We start from the raw sequence: 1,921 nt of genomic DNA on the forward strand, positions 1-1,921 counted from the left end.
GATTATTTCTTGTATTTTACAACAACAAAAAAACAACAAATATAAATCCCTTGATTTACATTTAGATACAGAGTTAGACTGAAAGTATTAAAAAACTCGAAGGATTTTCTGTCTGCAACTTGTGGTTTTAGATCCTTTGAATAAGCTGTTATACCTAAAGAAGGAGTAGTCATTTGGCGGATGAAAGTAAGGCTCTTACAAAAGCATTAGAATGGGTGGTTGAAATTGATCCTCCTGCAATTATTGCTTCAGTAAAAGCAGAAAGAGAAAAGTATCCGGATGTGAGTAATCGTAAATTAGCGGAAAAAGCTTTTTCATCAGCACGTTGGAAAGCAACATCTATAGGTTTTGCCACTGGATTACCTGCAAACCCATGGACTGCTGTCCCTGCAGCTACTTTAGACGTTGCGGTAACACTTCGAACAGAAGTGGCGGCAGTCGCTCGTGCTGCAGTTATTTATGATGAAAATTTCTTTGATGATGATGACGCAAAATGGGAGCTTTTGATTCCTATATTTGGCCTGAATGTTGGTAGCCAAGCACTCAGGGAGTTTGGTATCAGAGGTGGTATGGGGGTAACTAGAGCAGCAATTAAAAAATACCTATCCAAAGAGACTCTAAAACAATTCAAAAAGATAATGTTAAAATATTTTGGCATTAAAGTTACTCAGAAAGGCGTTATCACAAAGACACTTCCTGTAATCGGCGGGTTAATTGGCGGTGGATGGAACTATATAGAAGTCGGTCGAGTACGAAAAAGAGCAATATCGTACCTTGAGTCAGTTTAGGTATAACAAGTTGCTTAAACGGAAAAATAACAGTTGGCCATCGCTTCGCGATTATAGCCAACTTTTATTTTCCGCTTAGCAAGGCGTTAGGGTTCAAAAAAGGATAGCAATAAGTGACAGAGATTTTTGAATTTTTCAATCAAGGTTGGGTTGGCTCACTAATAGGTGTAATAGGCATAATCCTTGGTATTTTTGGTATCTTTTCATACAGGGTTTCAAAGAGCGTTGCTAAACCTTCTTATCAAAAATCGTCACTCAGATTAATTGGAAGAGACGAAGATAACCTGCCTAAAGATGTAAAGGTGACCTATAAGGGTAATGAAGTAGATAGGCTCACAAAAACAACACTGACTATTTGGAATAATGGCACCGAAACACTGGAAGGTAGTGATGTGGTCAACTCAGATCCTTTGCTAATATCTTTTAAGGAAAATGACAAGACAAAACCCTAAAGAAAACAAAGGAAGCTAATGCATTTTCTTTGGTCAATTATGAGGATGCCACTAACAAACTACGTCTAGAATTTGAATACTTAGATCCTAATGATGGAGTTGTCATTGAACTGTTACATGATAGTGAAAAACGGTATCCAGAATTCAGCGGAACAATCAAAGGTTTCCCATCTGGTTTTGTTGATCAAGGCCGAGTTATGCAGAGAAAACGAAATAATTTGAAAGGCCCATTAAAAATCTTGCTAGATAGACCAAAACTTGTCTTTGTTACTGCTATTTTGATCGGATTAGCCATGACTCTCTTTGGCCTTTTGCCACAAGAAGCTAGAGATTTTATCGTTGGCTTTTTGTCTGAAGACTCCGCTCAAAAATCAATTGAACAGCAACCTATATTCTTTGTCATTTTGGGCGTGTTATACGCTGCAATGCCCGCTTTTGTTCTTTGGACGCGTCGAAAGAAGTACCCTAAACAGTTGGACGTATCAGAAATTGAACCCTAACAAACCACTGCTCACGGAAATTTTACTCGCTACGCTCATAAAATTCCGGTGAGTGGGGCGTTATGCACAAGAATGAAAAACACTTATGAAATACATCATTGCCACGATTTTATTGACTCTATTCACATCATATTCCTATAGCGATGATCTGGGGTATGACGGGTTTAATGCAGAAGGAAAA

3 protein-coding genes are annotated in these 1,921 nt (G+C 38.2%); all 3 read left to right on the forward strand.

Annotation, left to right across the window (positions count from 1 at the left end):
* The first annotated feature begins 173 nt into the window (after positions 1–173).
* The 3 genes from H5163_RS20960 (at position 174) to H5163_RS20970 (ending at position 1,740) form a co-directional block, all read left to right on the forward strand.
* Positions 174–788 carry a hypothetical protein gene (locus H5163_RS20960; protein WP_182735888.1) on the forward strand — a complete coding sequence of 205 codons (615 nt, stop codon included), beginning with the start codon at positions 174–176 and terminating at the stop codon, positions 786–788.
* Between the two features lie 113 nt (positions 789–901).
* Entirely contained in the window at positions 902–1,240 is a 339-nt protein-coding gene (locus H5163_RS20965) for a hypothetical protein (protein WP_182735889.1), read from the forward strand.
* Positions 1,241–1,269: 29 nt separating this feature from the next.
* The gene (locus H5163_RS20970; RefSeq protein WP_182735890.1) at positions 1,270–1,740 is read left to right on the forward strand and encodes a hypothetical protein; all 471 of its coding nucleotides are present in this window, start codon (positions 1,270–1,272) and stop codon (positions 1,738–1,740) included.
* Positions 1,741–1,921: the final 181 nt, after the last annotated feature.

The organism is Pseudoalteromonas sp. SG44-8 (assembly GCF_014164125.1).
GTDB classification, from domain to species: Bacteria; Pseudomonadota; Gammaproteobacteria; order Enterobacterales; family Alteromonadaceae; genus Pseudoalteromonas; species Pseudoalteromonas rhizosphaerae.